The following is a 17,205-nucleotide window of genomic DNA, read 5'->3' on the forward strand; positions in this document are numbered from 1 at the left end:
GAATACACGAGTTAAATCAAGTATCCCCACAATCGCCACCTTTTTGTACTCCTGAATTCTTTCTTGATCAAGACCATAAATTTGAGGATATTCTTATGAAACCAGGGTTAAAACGGATCGAGGCAACATTGCATGATTTAGGAACTCGCAATGATGAAGTCACCACAGAAATAGGTGATGAAACCAAACGTTCCTTTTCCTTTCGCATTAGTATCCGTCCCCAGGAATCTAGAGAAAATTCCCCAACTACCGCCCAAACCGATAATAACTTAGAAACAGATCCAGTTAATCATAAAATTCCAGAGGCAAATTTATTTCCTCACCATGATTCTGTCCCAGCTTTTCCAGCCCAAGACAATGGAGAAAAAACGCCAACTCTGCCTAAATTTAAAACTCCATCATTCAGCAATCATCGTCACGGCGCTAACCCAGCCCTAGCCATGAATATGCTCCAAGAAATCCAAGAAAAAGTTGCTAGTTGGCAAATAGAATTACAAAGAATAGTCCAAAATATTCAAGATATTTACTTAGAAGGTCCAATTATTAATGGCTGGTTGGAATCCAATGCCCAAGAGCCAGAAACAGTAGGAACATCAGCATTACGCCATGCAGAAGTAGAGCGTCTCATGGACTATGTAGAAGAAATTTGTGCTAATGGTGAAAAAGAATCTCATAAACCACTACATACTGACTACCGACTATGTGGAGTAGATAAAGCCGGTCAGGTCTGGTCTCGTCCCTGTCCAGTTGAACAAGTTCCTAGTGTCAGTATAGCGATCGCACGTCACCAAAGATTACGACAACTCTTAGGACGCAAACAAGACCTAGAAAATCGCTTGAGTCAATTAGCGGAAACCTTGGTGATGTTACATAGTCATATTCAACAAAGTTGAAATAATTATTTCCAAGATTGCAATATTTTCTCACTGAATCCAAAATACAGTAGCTATAGAGCAAAAATCATGCTACTGTAGAACTACATGATGAAACTTTAGCAATCAAAACTATGCAACTTAAACGCTGGGAATCCCCACGTCGAGAAGGCAGAAACGATAAAGGTCGAGGTGGTTCTGCTAGAAAACGGCAACTGAAAAAACAAAGGCAAATGCTCAGACAGAAACTCAAAGAAAATCAAAAGCCAGATGATCATCACAATAATAACCAGGGGGAAAGTTCAACTTCCCCCTATTTTTTGGCCTTTTTTTTTCCCCAATAGCCTGATTAGGTATAGCAGGTGACAGGTGACAGGTGACAGGTGACAGTAAATAAGAAGCCTTTTAGTGTTTAAAGTTAATGATCAAACGCAGATGGACGCAGATAAACGCAGATAATTTTATACTTCATTAGACTAGGAAATGCTATATATGAAAATACACAATGAACATGAACTAAATTTGGGTTTAGCTCATGACAATTTAGACTAATTGAACGAGAAATAAAAATTAAATTTCCTCCTGACTAAGCAGCGTGATTATAAAATCAGAATTAATGACATCTAAAGGCAGAAAAGGAGAGTCAACAGGAAACATCTGAATAGATAATTTAGTTTCCGTACTAGCAGCGCGAACAGCTTTTAAATAACAATCAGAAAATAGTTCTAAATAATAAGGTTTAAGGCTAGGACTATCCTCCAATAAAGATTCAATTTGATAAAACTGTTCCCAAATTGTACTTACCCAACTAGAAGAACGTTTTTCAGATTGATATTGGTACTTGAGTAAGTGCATGAGTAAAACTATGAGTCGGTTTTTAAGTTCACGTCTTTTCTCTTTCCCCATGTCCTCTATTTCTTCAATCAAATGCTCAAAATCAACGTGATCTAATTGATGATTACGCAATAACTTAGCTGTCGTTTCTAGCCATAAACAATAATCCTGATTATAAAGATAACTACTCAAGGATGTAGATTGTAAATTGGTAGTCATACAAATAGCCTTATTTACTGCTATTACCTAAGTCTATCACATTAATTAATAAAACCAGGAAACTTTAGCGTCACCCAGTTTATTCTTGTAGGGGCATAGCAATGCTATGCCCTAATTCTCATACTGCCAAATTAAACTTTAGCAGCCGCTCTCATTGCTAATTCGCCTTTAGCATACTTAGCAGCATAATCTTCTAAAGAAACTTGCTTAATCTTGCTTGCGTTACCAGCAGTACCAAATTGTACATAACGGTCAGCACAAACCTTTTGCATATATTTAATAGAAGGCTTGAGGAAGTGACGAGGATCAAATTCCTTGGGATTAGAAGCCAAAGCTTCACGCACAGCCGCAGTAATAGCCAAACGGTTATCGGTGTCAATATTTACCTTACGCACACCACTCTTGATACCTTTTTGGATTTCTTCCACAGGTACACCGTAGGTTTCAGGAATAGCGCCACCATATTGGTTAATGAGTGCCAATAAATCTTCAGGTACAGAAGAAGAACCGTGCATTACCAAGTGGGTGTTAGGTAAACGGCGGTGAATTTCTTCAATGCGGCTAATAGCCAAAATTTCACCAGTAGGCTTACGGGTAAATTTGTAAGCGCCGTGACTTGTGCCGATAGCCACAGCTAAAGCATCTACTTGAGTTGCTTCTACGAAGTCAACAGCTTCATCAGGGTCAGTTAATAGTTGAGAATGGTCTAGTGTACCTTCAAAACCGTGACCATCTTCAGCTTCACCGGCACCGGTTTCTAGAGAACCCAAACAACCCAATTCACCCTCAACACTGACACCCAAAGAGTGAGCAACGTTGACAACTTCACTGGTAACTCTCACGTTATATTCAAAGCTGGCAGGGGTTTTAGCGTCAGCTTCCAAAGAACCATCCATCATCACGCTGGTGAAGTTGTTCTTGATAGCTGAATAGCAGGTAGAAGGAGCATTACCATGATCTTGGTGCATGACAATGGGAATCTCAGGATAGGTTTCTACCGCAGCCAAAATCAGGTGACGGAGGAAGTTTTCTCCGGCATAGTTACGAGCGCCGCGAGAAGCTTGTAAGATTACGGGGCTATCTGTTTCCACCGCCGCTTTCATGATTGCTTGAATCTGCTCTAAGTTGTTAACGTTAAAAGCGGGGATACCATAACCGTGTTCAGCAGCGTGATCCAAAAGCAACCGCATTGGTACGAGAGCCATATATATTCCTCCTAATTTGGGTATTTAGCTAGTCAGTTTAATAAAAGCGTAATCTTTATTTTAATGTAATTTTTACGCTAATCTTAATGTTTTTTTCAACTTACAGAAAATTATATCTAGTAGTGGGTGCTTTTGTTGAGAAAATTTATAGGCTGATATTCTCCAGCTATGTAATATTTTTGTAAATCTAGAAACTAAGTGTTAGCCTGTGCATTTACCTGGCGATCGCCAACCTTAAATGACTAGACCAGGATATACAGAAGCTTTTCTCAGAGCGAGAAAGGCGTTAAGACGTGGTAAATGTCCTAGTGAGCAAGACATTGAGCATATTTACGAGCAAGGTTGGGAAACTCACTTGGGGGAAACTGAGAAGGGGATCACCTATTGATCCCTAGCATAGTATATATCCCACATTCTCCACCCTCAACTGTTAGGTGACAGTTCTCAAAGTATTTCACTGTCTAACTTTTAGCTTAAACAGTAGAGCTTTTGTTAAGAAACTTTATCGGCTGATATTCTTAGACTAAGTAATATTTTTGTGTATTTAAGAACTCAATATTTTAAATAAAGGTAGCGCCTCCGTGCCTACCCCAGTATTAGGGGCAACCACAGGGGGTTTGCCCCTACTGGCGATCGCATCTATGATTAAATAATTACCCATAATCTTCTGACCTGATTTTACTTTGTTTCATTAACTAGCCGTAAGACACTTTTATACAAAGGTTCAGTAACCCAAAATCCTGCTTTATTAATAAGATCATCTAACAGAGGTTTAACAGTAGAAATGAAACCTTGACTTTTGGCTTCTACTAAAACTCCTAAAATTCCGGTATAATGGAGATTAAGTCTAGCAGCAATCATGCGGCCACGACGTTCATCAATTAAAACTTGTTCTGCTTTCATTTCTAAGGCTAAAACTATAGCCTCTGCTTCTCCAGGATCAAGTTCACTGCTAAGTGCTTTAAGCATCGTCCGATCTTCAATTGCACGGATTTGAATCCAAGTAAAAGTTTGTACTTCCTTTCCACCCGCTACGGGAAAATCAGGATCAGTTAATTCTTGATAAACGGCTTCAGGAATTAGAACTGTTCCGTAAAGCTGTTGTAATAAGTGAAGCTGGTTAATAGCTGCAAGATTATTAATGGGTGAAGTATCGCTGACAACAATCACAGTCTACCCATCTCCCGCAAATTCTTGATATCTTGTTCAAAATCCTCTACTCCGTAATGAATAGGGATTTGATAACTTGCGAGTAAATGTTGAAATGCTATACGATTCATACCAGCAAAGCGACTAGCTTGAGCAAGAGTTAACTTTTCCTTTTGAAACAGCATAATCGCAATTTCTCGTTTCATTTCCTCTTCATTCATGCGAGTTGTGGTTAGTATTTCATTAGGAATAACTACACTCATATTCATAATCCTCTGAACCATTATTATTATAATTCATTACAATCATTATAGCGGTATGCACTCGCATGATATACAGTCATAAGCCCCCTCCTCGCTTGCAGAGAGGGTGTTGGTTTCTTGTATTTCACTCAACCAATAACCGCTATAGTATAAGCAGTGGCATTTTATGTAATATCGCATTTTGCCATAAATTAACTTTAAGCGATCGCATCTATGATTCAATACTTATATTAATTTGTCATTAATGATGCTATGTTAAATTTTTTAAATGATTTGCGCTTTACTAGCATAATTTACCCGTAATGACAAGAAATAATAAGAAATATGTAAAAGCGTTGCTTCCGTATTTTCACTGTTTGTATAATCCTTGATGTTAAAGGGAAAATTTACGGTAGTGAATTTATTAGGGTGGGGAGTAAAAACCGATGGATTCTCAAACGCTGAAGCCGAATGTCCAAGACTTGCAAAATAAAGATATGATCTCAATTTTTAAATTTGAGCGACCCCCTTTTCGGAATGCCTAAAACTTACAATCCTTACCTTTCATGAACTTTACGCTTTATATCAGGATGAAAATTGTCTTCTCAAAAGAGCCGCGCTCTATTAATTTGGTGTTATCATTACGGCAGAATTGAACATGAGTTACTGGGGTTGACACTCAAGAATGCGAGCTAAAATACGGGATACAGAAATCTATTTTGATGTTGACGGCTGTAGTTTGGTAGTTGAAGAACAAGGAATACGTCAGAAACCTGTTGCTTTCATAATTCACGGCGGACCTGGAGTTGACCACACGAGTTATAAACCGTGCTTTTCTCCCCTCGTCCATCACCTCCAGCTAGTCTATTTTGACCATCGGGGGCAGGGAAGGTCAGCCCGTGGACTCAAAGAAACCTATACCCTGGATAATAATGTTGACGATATGGAAGCCCTACGCCAATATCTAGGACTGGAGAAAATCGTTTTAATCGGTTCTTCCTATGGAGGTATGGTTGCTCTTTCTTATGCTGTGAAGTATCCCCAAAATGTTTCACACCTGATTGTCATTGCCACAGCAGCTAATTCCCGGTTTCTAGAACGCGCTCAGGAAATTCTGGCAGAACGGGGAAACGAAGAACAAAAAGCAATTGCTCTTCAACTTTGGTCAGGTAATTTTGAAAATGAAGAACAGCTACGCCAATTTTTTCGGGTGATGGGTTCAATGTACTCCCAAAACAATGACCGGAAATTAAATTCCCCAGACTCAGACGAAACAATTCTCTCTGTTGATGCCATTAATGTTGCCTTTAGTGGCTTCTTAAATGACTATAATATCCTCAACGAATTACATAAGATTACCTCACCAACTCTTGTGATTGCAGGGCGGCATGACTGGATCTGCGCCCCAGAGTTTTCTGAAGAAATTGCTCAAGCTATTCCTAATGCCTACTTGAAAATATTTGAGAACAGCGGACATTTAATTCGTGTTGATGAACCGCAATCACTGTTGGATGAAATTGCTAGGTTTTTAAATCTTGGTAGTTTGGTGTTCTAGGTCATCTAGCATTTATGTAACACGACAATTATCTGTTGAAAACAAACCCATAGCTCAAATTCATGATCATCTAGTTCTAATTTTGACAGAGATTGCGACAAATAACGTCTTGCTAAGTAGAACGACGTAAAAAAACCAAAGTATGTAACGACAAACTCACTAAGAAAAACATAGGGTGAGCAATGCCCACCCTACAGGATTATTCCATTACCTGTGCAGATTTCTGTTTATCCAACTTGAGCATTAATACACCCAAAGGAGGTAAACACAAATCTAAGGAATAAGGACGATTATGCAAAGACCAATCATCAGTCCACTTACCACCTAAATTGCCCATATTACTACCGCCATACTGACGCGCATCACTATTGAACAACTCAGTGTAGAAACCCTTTTCTGGCACACCAATACGATAATGAGAATGGGGTTGAGGGGTAAAATTACAAACCACAATCATAAAATCGTCAGAATTCTTGTCACGACGGACAAAAGAAACCACACTATGACGGTTATCAGTACAGTCAATCCACTCAAACCCGGCTTGGTCAAAATCTTGAGTGTATAAAGCTGGTTCAGAACGATAAAAATGGTTAAGAGACTGGAAAAAATCCTTTAACTGTCGGTGTGGTTCAAACTGTAATAGATGCCATTCCAAATCAGCCCAAGCATTCCACTCACTCCACTGACCAAATTCCATGCTCATAAACATGGTTTTCTTGCCGGGGTGAGCGAACATATAAGTAAACAAACAGCGGATATTAGCTAACTTCTGCCATTCATCACCCGGCATTTTACCAATCATATTACTCTTACCATGCACGATTTCATCATGGGAGAGAGCTAACATGAAGTTCTCGCTGTGGTTATACCACATACTAAAGGTGATGTTATTTTGATGGAACTGGCGAAACCAGGGGTCCATGCTGAAGTAGTCCAGCATATCGTGCATCCAACCCATATTCCATTTTAAATTAAAGCCCAATCCACCTGTGTAGGTAGGCCAAGATACCATTGGCCAAGATGTGGACTCCTCCGCAATGGAAAGCACACCAGGATAATGACTAAACAACAAGCTATTAACTTGACGTAAAAAATCAGCAGCTTCTAAATTTTCTCGACCACCGTATTCGTTAGGCAACCATTCTCCTGGTTCTCGGCAATAATCAAGGTAGAGCATGGAAGCAACCGCATCAACCCGAATTCCGTCAATGTGGTATTTATCAAACCAGAACAGGGCATTAGCCACTAGGAAATTACGGACTTCATGGCGATTGTAGTTAAATACTAAAGTCCCCCATTCTTTATGTTCACCTTTGCGAGCATCAGAGTGTTCATACAAGTGACTACCATCAAAGAATGCTAAACCATGTCCATCTTTGGGGAAGTGGCCAGGAACCCAGTCTACAATGACACCAATACCATTGTTATGGCATTCGTCCACAAAGTACATGAAGTCTTCAGGTGTACCAAAACGGGAAGTAGGCGCAAAATAACCGGTTACTTGATAACCCCAAGAACCATCAAAGGGATGTTCGGCAATTGGGAGGAGTTCTAAATGGGTATATCCTAATTTCTTGACGTAGGGAATGAGTTTGTCTGCTAGTTCCCGATAAGTCAGAAACCGAGCGCCGGGTTTTAGTTCGGAAACGACAACGACAGCTTCAGTTTCCCCATTGGGTAATTTGGCAGGTTCTGCACTAGCAGTGTGTAACCAAGAGCCTAAATGGACTTCGTAAACGGAAATGGGTTGACTCAAGGGGTCACTATGTCGCCGCTTTTCCAGCCAGTCTTCGTCTTTCCAGGTGTAGGAAGTTAAGTCAGTAACAATAGATGCTGTTTTTGGCCGGGGTTCTTGCTGGAAACCGTAAGGATCAGATTTTTCGTAAATATGTCCTTCAAAATTTTTGATTTCGTATTTGTAATGTTCTCCTACACCTATTTCGGGAATAAATAATTCCCAAATGCCTGTGTGTCCTTTCCGCATCTGGTGTTTGCGTCCATCCCACAGGTTAAAATCTCCCAATAAGGAAACGTTGCGGGCATTGGGAGCCCAAACGGCAAAATAAACGCCTTTGACACCATCTACTTCTGTGGAGTGCGCTCCTAATTTTTCGTAAATGCGGTGATGGTTGCCTTCACTAAATAAATGTAGATCGAATTCTGTTAAGTGGGCAGAACGGAAAGCGTAGGGATCATTAACCACCCGCTCATGTTCCCCTTCTTTAATGCGTAACTGATAATTTTTTAGTTCTGGGGTTTCAATGGTGCATTCAAAAAAGTGTGGATTATGCACTGTATCCATGGGGTATTCTTTCCGTTCCTCTGGAACTACTACCCACGCAGCGCTGGCATTTGGGAGATAGGCTCGCACAGCCCAGACAGTTTTACCATTTTGCTCGATGAGATGAGAACCCAGAATTTCAAAGGGATCGTGATGTTGATTGCCAACAATGCGATTAACCTGTTCAGGGGCGACTGTGATTGTGGACATGAAGCTACCTATGTGATATATGGTGATTAACTAAATCTACTTTTTAACTATTCATATTCTTGCATCTTTGTCGCCACTGTCAGTTGTCAGTTGTCAGTTGTTAGTTATCAGTTGTCAGAAAGAAATTCCTCCCCAACCTCCCCAACCTCCCCAACCTCCCCAACCTCCCCAACCTCCCCTGCTCCCCTATTCCCTGCTCCCCTATTCCCTGATTAAATACTTAAAAATGGGAAAAGTTGTAATAATGTTTTGCGTAGTTGCAGCAAAAATACTTTATCGCGGATACCAGAAGCTAATCGTGGTGGTGGACTTATTTGAATTTGTGTTTCCAATTCGGCATATTCTGCGGGCGTAAGGACTTTACCATCAATGGGCGATCGCACTGTTAGAATAATCTCTGTCCGCAATATCTCTTCTGGTATATCTTCTTGTGATGGTAATGCCATCACTGCTTTACCACTATGACCCACTAATACGATTAAAATGCTAGTGGTCACGCTCAAAATAAGCAGCAGTATGCGTTTCATCAATTTCTCTTGGAGTTCTAAATTCTATTTTTTTTAATTTTTAATTTCTAATTTTTAATTTCTCAAGTCCAGGTGGTAATGGTTCAGCACATAGCTGGTGGATATTGATAATTCGTTCAAAAACCTGTGGATACTCCTGACGATAATCGGGAATCAATGCTAAAGGACTCAATAAAGCCGCCGCCGCAATATCAGCTATACTCAAGCGGCTACCCACTAAATAATCACTTTTTTGCCAATATGCAGATAATACTAACAAAGCATTGGCGAGTCTTTTTCGCGCTAATTCAACGGTAGTATCATTAATACCATATTGTTGTCTAACTATTTTAATCACCATTTGGCTAAATAGCGAGGGGTCAATTGACTTACCTTCACTAGCGCGAAATTGATAATATACAAACCTAGTAGCTGTTCCTATACTTTCATCTAACCAATCTTCCAACATCGCAGCTTGAGTTTGCTGTTCTGAATTGGGTAAAAATAGAGTAGGTTCAGGTTGATAGCTTTCTAAAAATTTGAAAATTTCTGTAGAGTCAGCAATAGTTTGGGGTTGTCCGACAATTTGGGGTAACAGTACCGGTAGTGTCGTTAACCCAGTTAAGGGCTTGACCTTTAAAATATGCAGCCCTGGAGTTAAATTCTCAACTTGATAACTAATTCCCTTATAACCCAATGCCAATCGGGCTTTGCGACAATAATGAGATGTACTAAATTGCAGTAACAACATACATTGATCTTACTTGGTTACTGACAAAACGAAAACGAACATAAAAAAATCAGACTGGGCGAGAACTGAATCTAGCCCAGAAGCAAAACCTGATGAATGTTCCTGTTTTTTACCCAACTTGATACCATTAGGCAGTTGAATCTTTAGTCTTTATCCACAAATTAAGCTAACTTTCTCAGTATAGTTTTGTGAAAAATAATTTTTAAAGATGCCAACTAATCACGAAGGGCGATGTACTACCCTATACTAAGGTTTTTTGGGAGTAGCCGCAGGAGAGGTTGTCGCCGCAGGAGAGGTTGTCGCCGCAGGAGAGGTTGTCGCCGCAGGAGAGGTTGTCGCCGCAGGAGAGGTTGTCGGCACCAGTATCTGCTGGTTCGCCACCTGTGGTTGCTGCTGGAGAACTGGTAGTACCTGCTGGTTGACTACCACCGTCACAAGCTCCAAGCATGGTAGCTAGACTTAACATTAGAGCCAAACCAAAAATTCTTGTCTTCATAACTCCTCTTTCACCAATTGTGGCAATAAAATATGCAGCCTGTTGAATAAGATACCTTATTTCTTGATTTTTTTTAAGGACTTTCTGATTACATATTTCAACTCATTCTTTTTTGTAACATTTTTGTAGATTATATGTAACACGAATAGATCATGATTAAGAGTTAGAATAGCTTCAAATTCTTGATCTGATTAATGCAACTTTAGGTAAAATTCAATCAAGTCAAAAATAAAGTATTTACCATCAGAAAAATTATGGTTTTTGAACGTAAATCAGCAGTTTCCCCAAAAAATGCCTGGTTATGGGGCAGGTTTCCTTTGTCATTGAATAGACGACGTTCTCGAAGTCCGAATAAAAAGACACAGAATTTCTCCCGACTTCTGAGTGAACCGATAGCAGTTAAATCACCTATTTCCCGGAATGCTTGGATAAATTTAAATTTTTTAGGTTCTCGCAGAAATAAGACAGCAACCCGCATTTCCAGCTTAGAAACGAGTAAAAAACAACCTACCGAGACCGATAAACAATCAACTGCTACTCTAAATAAAATGAGTAATGCTGCGACTATGCCAACATGGTTGCTACGTATGTATACAGTTAATCGCTATTCATCCGTTTTCACATTTTTATTAGTGGTAGCGACATTAATAGTTTATGGTTGGACAGTATATTCTCAAGAGCTTTGGAGTGACTCGTACCGTAAACTACAAAGCTTACAACGTCATGAGCGACAGTTAAATACTGCCAATGCGACACTGACTAGCAAAATGGCACAGGAAGCCGAACAGCCTGGTACGAAAATGGTATCACCGACTTCTGAAGGGACAATTTTCTTACCACCAACATCTAATAATTATCCCAAATCGTCATTTTCAACTTCTCAACCAGAATTACAACCTGAACCTCCTTCTCCATTAGGATATTAATTGGTAATTGGTAATTGGTCAAATTCTTTCTATTTCCTATTCCCTAACTTATATGTTGCTCTAATGGTGAAGTCATCAATTAAAACAAAATTGAGAAATTTACGTAATTTAGAATTCAGACGACAACGAAAGTTCTCTAAACAATCTCAGATAGGAAATATTGATCCGAAAATACCGGAAAACCCACCCAATATTAAATTACGATTGTTGGCTGTGTGGGGTGTGTTGATGATTGCCATGCTAGGGTTGGCATTTAACTTATATCAGTTACAAATTGTTCAGGGAAAAAAGCTGACTCAAAAGGCACGAAACCAGCAAATGGTCAATTTACGCCCTTATATTCCCCGTCGTCCGGTAGTAGATCGGGGTAATAATATATTGGCTATTGACCGTCCTGTTTATAATGTCTATAGCCATCCCAAGTTATTTGATCTATCCCAGGAGGAAATTGCTGAGAAAATTGGTCCGGTTATTGGCAGAGAAAAGGCTGATTTAGTTAAAATATTCCAAAGTAAACGCAGTGGAATTTTACTAGCTTCTGGTGTTTCTGAAGATATTACTGATAAGTTGATATCACTCCGCTTGAATGGGTTCGAGTTTATTCAAAAATACTCTCGATTTTATCCCCAAGATGATTTGGTAGCAGATGTGGTGGGCTATGTTAATCTTGACCGTCGTGGTCAGGCTGGTGTGGAATATAGTCAGGAAAAGTTATTGGAACGTTCTGGACAAATAGTTCGCATGAGTAAGTCGGGAAATGGGTCGTTGATGCCGAAGTATGTGACCGAGGGATTTCTGAATTCTGATGATTTAAAACTGCAACTAACTATTGATAGCCGTGTGCAACGGGTAGCCCGTGCGGCGTTAAAAGAACAAATGACTAAATTTAGTGCCAAACGGGGCGCAGTGGTTGTCATGGATGCGGTTGATGGTTCAATACTTGCTTTGGTTTCCCAACCTACCTATAACCCAAATCAATATTCTAAATCTGATATTTCTCTGTTTAGAAATTGGACTGTGGCTGATCTTTATGAACCGGGATCAACTTTTAAACCTGTAAATGTGGCGATCGCTCTAGAAAATGGTGCAATCAAACCAGACGATACTTTTGAAGATCCTGGTTCGATTAAAATCGGGACACATACGATCAAAAATGCCGAAAAAACTGGTTATCGCCGATTAACTATTCCTGAGATTTTACAAACTTCTAGTAACATTGGCATGGTGAGAATCATTCAACGATTAAAACCATCCATATACTACAATTGGCTAGAACGTTTAGGACTAGGACAAAAAGTTAAAACGGATTTACCCTTTGAAGTTACGGGTCAACTAAAAAGTCAAGAACAATTTATCTCTTCAGCCATTGAACCAGCCACAACATCTTTTGGACAAGGTTTTTCTCTAACTCCATTACAACTGGTACAACTACATGGTGCATTAGCTAATGGGGGCAAATTAGTGACACCTCATGTAGTCCGAGGATTAATTGATAGTCAAGGAGTAACGCACCATTCACTGACTCTCCCAGAACCACGGCAAATTTTTTCAGCTACAACTACTCAAAAGGTTGTGGAAATGATGGAAACAGTAGTGAATGTGGGTACTGGTAAAGCTGCAAAAATTTCCGGATATCGCATTGGTGGAAAAACGGGAACAGCCCAAAAAGCTAGTCCTAATGGTGGATATATTAAGGGTGCAAGAATTACCAGTTTTGTCGCTATTTTGCCCGTTGAATCTCCTCGTTATGTAGTGTTTGCAGTTGTGGATGAACCAAAGGGAGAAAATGCCTATGGTTCTACAGTAGCTGCACCAATTGTGAAAACTGTGATGGAATCACTAATTCCTATTGAACAAATTCCTCCTAGTAAGGAAAAGGAGGAAAAGAAAAAGTAATTCGTCATTGGTCATTGGTCATTGGTAAATATTACCTATTACCTGTTATAACTTTTCTTGAGAGTGGCTTCAATTGAACCTAAATTTTGGAATAACTGAATTAATTCATGAGATTTTGTTTTTTTCTCGGATAAAATGACTTTTAATGGAGTTAAAAATTCAAGATCAGGATCATCTTTAAGGGCAATTTCAGCAACTTGTAAAAGTTTGTAAGAGTTAACGAAAATGTCTTCATTTTCAAAGCCTGATTTTGCCGAAATTTGGTGTAAATTAGCATCAGGTATCATAGCTCTACCTGGTAAAGTTTCATCTAATACTAAACCTTTTAATAAAGCTAATAAACCTGCATAAATAGCGAAATTATCACAACTATCACAAGCTTTAAATTCTATCCGTCCTACTTCTGAGGGAATGCGGGCAATTTTTGTTAATGAAGGCACACTTTTAATCAGTTCTTCTGCTGTTTCTAAAAAAACTAATGTTGCGGATCTTTTTCCTGTTCTAATAAATGTCCTCACTGATAAACCTTCCCATAAACCACCATTATAAAAAGGAGAACTATAACTAAAAGGAATGATGTAAGGGCTGTAATAAGTTAACTTTTTACCAATGTCAATTAACCTTTCAGTAGATAAATTTGCCATAGAAATATTTAAATCTGGTCCATAGGAAACCATATAAATATGAGCAGTTTGTTCATCTGGATAAGCTTGTAATTGCCTAATTTCAAAATCATTTAATGGGGGTTGTGGTTTAAATACGCAAGTATAGGGATTAAAACTGGCTAAAACAGGTGAAAAACCAAAGTTAGCAGCAACATCACGTAATAAAATAAAACTTGCGGTTAATTCATCAATTGCTCCTTGAATAGTAGAGTGGATAGTTGTTCTAATTTCAATACCTTTAGCTACACAGTCAATTACTGCTTCAGAGTCGCTAAATCTTTCAAATCCTTCAATATACCAACGCTTTTTCTTAATCCCAGCATCACCAACTCTTAATTGTGGATAGTCAGTGGGATAGATAGGTAATTTGTCAACAATTTGCTGAAAATCTGCAAATTTTGTATTCTGGAAATCTGCGAATTTTCCTTGATGATTGAGAAAAGCAACTTCATGTTCAATACCAAAGGAGAACATACTTTATACCTAATTAATGACAAACATAATCAATTATATCCATATTTTATGCCGTTGTGAATCAATACTGCTTAGTTCGGGCTAAAAAGTTTTTATCTCGGAGGTTGAGTTGAAGCAAGGAAACCCAACAAAATTCCTGATCATCTTGGACTACATTTACTTTATTTTCACCAATTAAATGTACAGAAATTTAGTTATCTTCAGGGTAACTTAATATTGACTAATAAAAATTACAGGACTGAGTTTTTATGACAACTACTGCTCAAACTCCTTACAGTAGCGAACAAATTATTGCTTGGTTACGTGGATTACTGACCATTGCTTGGGCTGATGGTAACTTTGATACTCAAGAACAGGAATTAATTACTAATCTGACCAAAGATGAATTAGCCCCTTCTGTTGATTGGAATACTCTAGAGATAATTGAACCAGATGAATTAGCGGCTATATTGGGTAAAGGTACGCCTGTAGCGGAAAATTTCTTGCGGACAGCGGTAATGGTAGCGATCGCTGATGGTATATACTCACCTAGTGAAGATGACCTACTTCAGCAATTGTGTCAAAAATTAGAACTGCAAGAAAGTTTACTCACGGCTTTACGTCAGACCCTAGAAGATACCGCACAAATAAACGATTTCCCTGCGGCTGGACTTCAAGCCCCACACCCAGACGCTTTACGTCCCTTGCGTCAGTGGTTAGACGGTTTAGATATTCAAGACCCCAGAGTGGCGAAATTTTTGTGTAAGATGATTCCTTCCCAGTGTCCCTTTGAAAGAGATGTAACTCTATTCGGGCGGAAAATAGTTCATATTCCGCCATTGTGTAAAATTAACCCCCTTTATGAACAAATGGTAGGTTTACGCTTTCGCGCCCTTTCCTACCTAGCAGACGACTGTGGCGAGGATGTTACACCTTATATTTAAATTAGTTGTTAGTAGTCAATTGTTAGCGTAATTGACAACTGACAACTAACAACTAACAACTGACAACTGACTAAATTATGCAATTTATAGACCAATCAGTAATTGAAGTAGAAGCAGGTGACGGAGGCGATGGTATTGTTGCTTTCCGCAGAGAGAAATATGTACCAGCAGGTGGTCCTTCCGGTGGTAATGGCGGAAGAGGCGGTTCAATCATTTTTGTGGCTGATAACAACCTCCAAACCTTGTTAGATTTTCGATATAAGCATTTGTTTAAGGCGCAAAATGGAGAACGTGGTGGTCCAAATAATTGTACCGGTGCAGGTGGAAAAGATTTAATAGTTGAAGTTCCCTGTGGTACTTCTGTTTATGATGCGGCAACGAGTGCTTTACTATGCGATATAGTTGAACCTGGTCAAAGTTTTCAGGTTGCTAAAGGTGGTAAAGGTGGGCTAGGAAACCAACATTTTTTAAGTAATAGTAACCGCGTCCCCGAATATGCCCTTCCTGGGTTAGAAGGGGAAAAGAAGGTATTACGTTTAGAGTTGAAATTGTTAGCAGAAGTAGGAATTATTGGTTTACCAAATGCGGGTAAATCAACTTTAATTTCTTCTTTATCAGCCGCACGTCCGAAAATCGCTGATTATCCTTTTACTACCTTAATTCCTAATTTGGGTGTGGTAAAAAAACCTACGGGTGATGGTACTGTTTTTGCTGATATTCCCGGTTTAATTGCAGGTGCTTCTCATGGTGCGGGTTTAGGTCATGATTTCTTGCGTCACATTGAACGGACAAGGGTTTTATTACACTTAATTGATGCGACAAGTGAAGATATCATCGCTGATTTTCATACTATTCAAGAAGAACTGAAAGCTTATGGACGGGGTTTAGCTAAACGTCCGCAGATTTTAGCTTTAAATAAAATTGATGCTGTTGATAGGGAAACTGTTGATTTGGAAGCTTTAGCTATGCAATTAAATCATCTGGCTTTAGCACCAGTTTTTATAATTTCTGCGGTAACTCGCACTGGTTTAGATGCAATGATGCAGGAAATTTGGCGGATTTTAGATGAAATTAATGTGTTGGAAGCGGAAGAGGTTGTGGTTTAGTTGATGAGTTGATTTTGTTGATTTAATTCAAGATCGTTATCGTTGTCCCTTAGAGGGTGTTTGAAAAGTTATGGTTGATGTATCAAATATTTTTTACCCCACCCTAACCCTCCCCTTGTAAAGGGGAGGGAACTGGGTGATGAAAATTACGGAATACCACTTTTCAAACATCCTCTTAGGAATACTGCTGGCTGGCTGATTGACGAAGGAGCATTCACTTGCAGCCGATAGACTTTTTCCGCCAATCCTAAGTATATATAGGAATCACAAATGATATTTCAGTATCTTGTCCAAATCGAAAAAAGCCTTGATTCGTAGGTTGGGTTGTTCGCGTGAGCGTTGCGGAGCAATAGCATGAAACCCAACATGAGCGTTGGGTTGCGCTGTCGCTACAAAAAATGGACAAGGTATTGTTTATGACGATGAATTGATGGTTTTAAAGGCTTAATTGAGATTTAGTCACTTGCGTCACACTAAGTATATGTCATAAAAAGATTATTAATTACCCCAAAATTACGGTTTTGTTTATCAGTAGAATCTCTTACGATTATACCTGTATTGAATATTGAAACGAGTTGGAATTAGAAATTGTAGGGGTTTAGCATTGCTAAACCTTTGTATTCCACAGTGCAATAGAAAACTACACTTCCTGATCAGGTGCGGAAATCAAAAATATGTCAAATAACTCTTTTCTCAGTCAAACCGCGACAACAGTTGTCTTTATTGATTTCTCTGTTTCCAAATATCACACCCTACAAACGGGAATTGTCGAGGGAGTAGAAACAGTTATTCTTTCCCCAGAGCGAGAGAGCATAAATAAACGGAGTAATCTGTAGTTTATGTGAACCAAACCACTCAAAACATGAGTAAACGTTATCTAGGTCATAACACCTTG

General features: G+C 39.1%; 18 protein-coding genes. 10 read left to right on the forward strand and 8 right to left on the reverse strand.

Going from position 1 to position 17,205, the window contains the following annotated elements; translation table 11 throughout:
- Window positions 1–95 precede the first annotated feature (95 nt).
- Window positions 96–893: a hypothetical protein gene (locus tag AN490_RS12455; protein ID WP_300003604.1), complete on the forward strand. Its 798-nt coding sequence runs from the start codon at window positions 96–98 to the stop codon at window positions 891–893.
- A gap of 113 nt (window positions 894–1,006) precedes the next feature.
- A complete protein-coding gene (locus tag AN490_RS12460; RefSeq protein ID WP_300003606.1) occupies window positions 1,007–1,216 on the forward strand; it encodes a hypothetical protein in 210 nt (69 codons plus the stop codon).
- A 226-nt stretch (window positions 1,217–1,442) separates the two neighbouring features.
- Here AN490_RS12460 and AN490_RS12465 read toward each other — a convergent pair whose 3' ends face one another.
- Window positions 1,443–1,925 (reverse strand): DUF29 domain-containing protein, encoded by a 483-nt coding sequence (locus AN490_RS12465; RefSeq protein ID WP_168635808.1) that lies wholly within the window; start codon window positions 1,923–1,925, stop codon window positions 1,443–1,445.
- Window positions 1,926–2,056: 131 nt separating this feature from the next.
- The gene (gene fba / locus AN490_RS12470) at window positions 2,057–3,130 is read right to left on the reverse strand and encodes a class II fructose-bisphosphate aldolase (RefSeq protein ID WP_148764048.1); all 1,074 of its coding nucleotides are present in this window, start codon (window positions 3,128–3,130) and stop codon (window positions 2,057–2,059) included.
- A gap of 238 nt (window positions 3,131–3,368) precedes the next feature.
- Here fba and AN490_RS12475 point away from each other — a divergent pair, with 238 nt between their 5' ends.
- Window positions 3,369–3,518, forward strand: coding sequence for a hypothetical protein (locus tag AN490_RS12475; RefSeq protein ID WP_300003609.1), 150 nt, complete (start codon window positions 3,369–3,371; stop codon window positions 3,516–3,518).
- Window positions 3,519–3,808: 290 nt separating this feature from the next.
- Here the strand turns inward: AN490_RS12475 and AN490_RS12480 are convergent, their stop codons facing one another.
- Window positions 3,809–4,300 carry a DUF3368 domain-containing protein gene (locus AN490_RS12480; protein WP_300003611.1) on the reverse strand — a complete coding sequence of 164 codons (492 nt, stop codon included), beginning with the start codon at window positions 4,298–4,300 and terminating at the stop codon, window positions 3,809–3,811.
- Window positions 4,297–4,542, reverse strand: a complete 246-nt coding sequence (locus AN490_RS12485) for a UPF0175 family protein (RefSeq protein ID WP_053540774.1) — start codon at window positions 4,540–4,542, stop codon at window positions 4,297–4,299. The genes AN490_RS12480 and AN490_RS12485 overlap by 4 nt, the downstream gene beginning before the upstream one ends.
- A gap of 664 nt (window positions 4,543–5,206) precedes the next feature.
- On the opposite strand from AN490_RS12485, the gene AN490_RS12490 reads away from it, so the two are divergent.
- Window positions 5,207–6,076, forward strand: coding sequence for an alpha/beta fold hydrolase (locus AN490_RS12490; protein WP_300003614.1), 870 nt, complete (start codon window positions 5,207–5,209; stop codon window positions 6,074–6,076).
- Between the two features lie 199 nt (window positions 6,077–6,275).
- Here AN490_RS12490 and glgB read toward each other — a convergent pair whose 3' ends face one another.
- The 3 genes from glgB to AN490_RS12505 all read right to left on the reverse strand — a co-directional run bounded on the left by glgB (window position 6,276) and on the right by AN490_RS12505 (window position 9,824).
- Window positions 6,276–8,567: a 1,4-alpha-glucan branching enzyme gene (gene glgB / locus AN490_RS12495; protein ID WP_300003616.1), complete on the reverse strand. Its 2,292-nt coding sequence runs from the start codon at window positions 8,565–8,567 to the stop codon at window positions 6,276–6,278.
- A gap of 212 nt (window positions 8,568–8,779) precedes the next feature.
- Window positions 8,780–9,094: a hypothetical protein gene (locus AN490_RS12500; RefSeq protein ID WP_300003618.1), complete on the reverse strand. Its 315-nt coding sequence runs from the start codon at window positions 9,092–9,094 to the stop codon at window positions 8,780–8,782.
- A gap of 40 nt (window positions 9,095–9,134) precedes the next feature.
- Window positions 9,135–9,824 carry a glutathione S-transferase family protein gene (locus AN490_RS12505; RefSeq protein ID WP_300003620.1) on the reverse strand — a complete coding sequence of 230 codons (690 nt, stop codon included), beginning with the start codon at window positions 9,822–9,824 and terminating at the stop codon, window positions 9,135–9,137.
- A 256-nt stretch (window positions 9,825–10,080) separates the two neighbouring features.
- Between AN490_RS12505 and AN490_RS12510 the strand changes: the two genes are divergently transcribed.
- From AN490_RS12510 to AN490_RS12520, 3 genes are all read left to right on the forward strand, one after another.
- The gene (locus AN490_RS12510; protein WP_300003622.1) at window positions 10,081–10,281 is read left to right on the forward strand and encodes a hypothetical protein; all 201 of its coding nucleotides are present in this window, start codon (window positions 10,081–10,083) and stop codon (window positions 10,279–10,281) included.
- A 293-nt stretch (window positions 10,282–10,574) separates the two neighbouring features.
- The gene (locus tag AN490_RS12515; RefSeq protein WP_300003624.1) at window positions 10,575–11,246 is read left to right on the forward strand and encodes a hypothetical protein; all 672 of its coding nucleotides are present in this window, start codon (window positions 10,575–10,577) and stop codon (window positions 11,244–11,246) included.
- Window positions 11,247–11,309: 63 nt separating this feature from the next.
- Window positions 11,310–13,142: a penicillin-binding protein 2 gene (locus AN490_RS12520; protein ID WP_300003626.1), complete on the forward strand. Its 1,833-nt coding sequence runs from the start codon at window positions 11,310–11,312 to the stop codon at window positions 13,140–13,142.
- Between the two features lie 38 nt (window positions 13,143–13,180).
- On the opposite strand, the gene AN490_RS12525 is transcribed toward AN490_RS12520, so the two are convergent.
- Complete coding sequence (locus AN490_RS12525) at window positions 13,181–14,281, reverse strand: glutamate--cysteine ligase (protein WP_300003628.1); 1,101 nt, start codon at window positions 14,279–14,281, stop codon at window positions 13,181–13,183.
- 248 nt (window positions 14,282–14,529) lie between these two features.
- Here AN490_RS12525 and AN490_RS12530 point away from each other — a divergent pair, with 248 nt between their 5' ends.
- The 3 genes from AN490_RS12530 (at window position 14,530) to AN490_RS12540 (ending at window position 17,146) form a co-directional block, all read left to right on the forward strand.
- The gene (locus tag AN490_RS12530; RefSeq protein ID WP_300003629.1) at window positions 14,530–15,204 is read left to right on the forward strand and encodes a Mo-dependent nitrogenase C-terminal domain-containing protein; all 675 of its coding nucleotides are present in this window, start codon (window positions 14,530–14,532) and stop codon (window positions 15,202–15,204) included.
- 77 nt (window positions 15,205–15,281) lie between these two features.
- The gene (gene obgE / locus AN490_RS12535) at window positions 15,282–16,310 is read left to right on the forward strand and encodes a GTPase ObgE (protein ID WP_148764078.1); all 1,029 of its coding nucleotides are present in this window, start codon (window positions 15,282–15,284) and stop codon (window positions 16,308–16,310) included.
- Window positions 16,311–16,984: 674 nt separating this feature from the next.
- Entirely contained in the window at window positions 16,985–17,146 is a 162-nt protein-coding gene (locus AN490_RS12540) for a hypothetical protein (protein ID WP_300003632.1), read from the forward strand.
- The last annotated feature ends 59 nt before the right edge of the window (window positions 17,147–17,205 follow it).

The organism is Anabaena sp. AL09 (assembly GCF_001672255.1).
Taxonomy (GTDB): Bacteria; Cyanobacteriota; Cyanobacteriia; order Cyanobacteriales; family Nostocaceae; genus Dolichospermum; species Dolichospermum lemmermannii.

What these genes read in the sequence shown, in the direction of transcription:
- AN490_RS12455 (WP_300003604.1), top strand. Translation starts at nt 96, where the DNA reads ATGAAACCAGGGTTAAAACGGATCGAGGCAACATTGCATGATTTAGGA.
- obgE (WP_148764078.1), top strand. Translation starts at nt 15,282, where the DNA reads ATGCAATTTATAGACCAATCAGTAATTGAAGTAGAAGCAGGTGACGGA.
- AN490_RS12500 (WP_300003618.1), bottom strand. Translation starts at nt 9,094, where the DNA reads ATGAAACGCATACTGCTGCTTATTTTGAGCGTGACCACTAGCATTTTA.
- AN490_RS12515 (WP_300003624.1), top strand. Translation starts at nt 10,575, where the DNA reads ATGGTTTTTGAACGTAAATCAGCAGTTTCCCCAAAAAATGCCTGGTTA.
- AN490_RS12475 (WP_300003609.1), top strand. Translation starts at nt 3,369, where the DNA reads ATGACTAGACCAGGATATACAGAAGCTTTTCTCAGAGCGAGAAAGGCG.
- AN490_RS12525 (WP_300003628.1), bottom strand. Translation starts at nt 14,281, where the DNA reads ATGTTCTCCTTTGGTATTGAACATGAAGTTGCTTTTCTCAATCATCAA.
- AN490_RS12505 (WP_300003620.1), bottom strand. Translation starts at nt 9,824, where the DNA reads ATGTTGTTACTGCAATTTAGTACATCTCATTATTGTCGCAAAGCCCGA.
- AN490_RS12530 (WP_300003629.1), top strand. Translation starts at nt 14,530, where the DNA reads ATGACAACTACTGCTCAAACTCCTTACAGTAGCGAACAAATTATTGCT.
- AN490_RS12490 (WP_300003614.1), top strand. Translation starts at nt 5,207, where the DNA reads ATGCGAGCTAAAATACGGGATACAGAAATCTATTTTGATGTTGACGGC.
- glgB (WP_300003616.1), bottom strand. Translation starts at nt 8,567, where the DNA reads ATGTCCACAATCACAGTCGCCCCTGAACAGGTTAATCGCATTGTTGGC.
- AN490_RS12485 (WP_053540774.1), bottom strand. Translation starts at nt 4,542, where the DNA reads ATGAGTGTAGTTATTCCTAATGAAATACTAACCACAACTCGCATGAAT.
- fba (WP_148764048.1), bottom strand. Translation starts at nt 3,130, where the DNA reads ATGGCTCTCGTACCAATGCGGTTGCTTTTGGATCACGCTGCTGAACAC.
- AN490_RS12540 (WP_300003632.1), top strand. Translation starts at nt 16,985, where the DNA reads ATGTCAAATAACTCTTTTCTCAGTCAAACCGCGACAACAGTTGTCTTT.
- AN490_RS12465 (WP_168635808.1), bottom strand. Translation starts at nt 1,925, where the DNA reads ATGACTACCAATTTACAATCTACATCCTTGAGTAGTTATCTTTATAAT.
- AN490_RS12520 (WP_300003626.1), top strand. Translation starts at nt 11,310, where the DNA reads ATGGTGAAGTCATCAATTAAAACAAAATTGAGAAATTTACGTAATTTA.
- AN490_RS12460 (WP_300003606.1), top strand. Translation starts at nt 1,007, where the DNA reads ATGCAACTTAAACGCTGGGAATCCCCACGTCGAGAAGGCAGAAACGAT.